The following is a 1,461-nucleotide window of genomic DNA, read 5'->3' on the forward strand; positions in this document are numbered from 1 at the left end:
GCCGCCGATTGACCCCCGGCAACAATGCGGCTGACCCGTGAACCCGCCACGCAAACCCCGCTCGCAGGGCGGTTCGCTGGCCGGGACGACTTCGAGGTGCCCCCCTCCGTCGGTCACTGGACTCGTTACCTAACAAAAATAGCTATTGGAAGGACCAAACAAAGTAACCTATGTTCATTCGCCAAAACTGTGGTATTGCAGCAACAGCGTGTCACGGTATTGTCACGCTATGATGTTGCAGCGGTGACCCATTACGGATGGGACCCTCAGTTCAGCGCCCACGCAAAACGTGAGGACACGCGAGAACGAACAACGGTTTCGAGTGTTTGTGACGAGGTTGTCGCAAACCCTCGTTTGATGTCCCCGCAGCCGTGTACGATACGAACGTGCCGCAGGCTCAGCAACGTCGATCGCCAAAAGCGCTAGCTGCTGGCGGTCGAGTCGGACTGAAAAGATACCCTCCGATTCTCAACGGTATCGGAGGAAAAATAGGCGCGCTATCCGGGATACTCCGAGGCGCTGCCGGAGACAGAATAAAACGGGGTCGGCGGAATTCGAGGGAGGTCTGCGGCATGCCGCATCGGCGAAACGCCCAACAACGAGAAACTTTGACCGCTGATTTTCACCTTCCGGCGGCCGGGCTGAGCGCTGCCAGTGAGACTTTACCCAAGTCCGAAAAGTCTCGGGACTACGAACTGACCTATCAGGTCATTTGGGACTTCGTTTCGATCAGCAACAATCTGGAGGACATCCGCCGCTCTTGGGCGAAGATGTTCGGGATCAGCGGTTCGCAATGGCTGATCCTGATGGCGATCGCCGACCTCGATCACGGCAACGGCGTGTCGGTCAGCGACGTCTCGCAGAAGATCCATGCGGTCTCGACCTTCGTGACCACGCAGACCAAGATCCTCGAGCGTCTCGGTCTGATCACGCGCAACGTTTCCAGCGTCGATGCTCGCGTCGTGCTGATGTCGCTGTCGGAGGAGGCCCGCGGTCGCATCGATGCGCTGACGCCGCGCTGGGAAGCGCTTCACGCTTTCATCTTCCGCGACTTCGATGCGGCGGCGCTGCACGACGTCAAGGAGAAGCTGGAATGCCTGAAGCGCCGCACCAAGATGGCAATGGCGCGCGTGGCTGAGGACTAAGCTTCGCCGGCGTTCCTGACGCGCTGTGCGCAGCTCACGTGACAGCCTGCATCACATGTCAGAGTTCGTGCTGCGGTCTGTCGTTCCGTCGAACTTCGCCTGCGCTTCCGCAATCTGCGGAAGATGCGCGACCGCCCACTGCGCCAAGGCCAGAACCGGCTCTTGCAGCGAACGCCCCATCGGTGTGAGTTCGTAGTCCACGCGTGGCGGGATGGTCGGAGTGACTGTGCGGTTGACCATGCCGTCGCGTTCCAGGCCGCGCAACGTCAGCGTCAGCATCCGCTGCGAGATCGGCTCGATCTCGCGACGCAATTCC

2 protein-coding genes are annotated in these 1,461 nt (G+C 60.2%); one reads left to right on the plus strand and one right to left on the minus strand.

The annotated features are described in order from the left end of the window. Positions 1 to 608 precede the first annotated feature (608 nt). Positions 609 to 1,145: a MarR family winged helix-turn-helix transcriptional regulator gene (locus I5M_RS15065; RefSeq protein WP_022722153.1), complete on the plus strand. Its 537-nt coding sequence runs from the start codon at positions 609 to 611 to the stop codon at positions 1,143 to 1,145. Positions 1,146 to 1,196: 51 nt separating this feature from the next. Here the strand turns inward: I5M_RS15065 and I5M_RS15070 are convergent. Then, a partial coding sequence (locus I5M_RS15070; protein ID WP_022722154.1) for a helix-turn-helix domain-containing protein occupies positions 1,197 to 1,461 on the minus strand: 265 nt, incomplete at its 5' end.

This window comes from Rhodopseudomonas sp. B29 (assembly GCF_000333455.1).
GTDB lineage: Bacteria > Pseudomonadota > Alphaproteobacteria > Rhizobiales > Xanthobacteraceae > Rhodopseudomonas.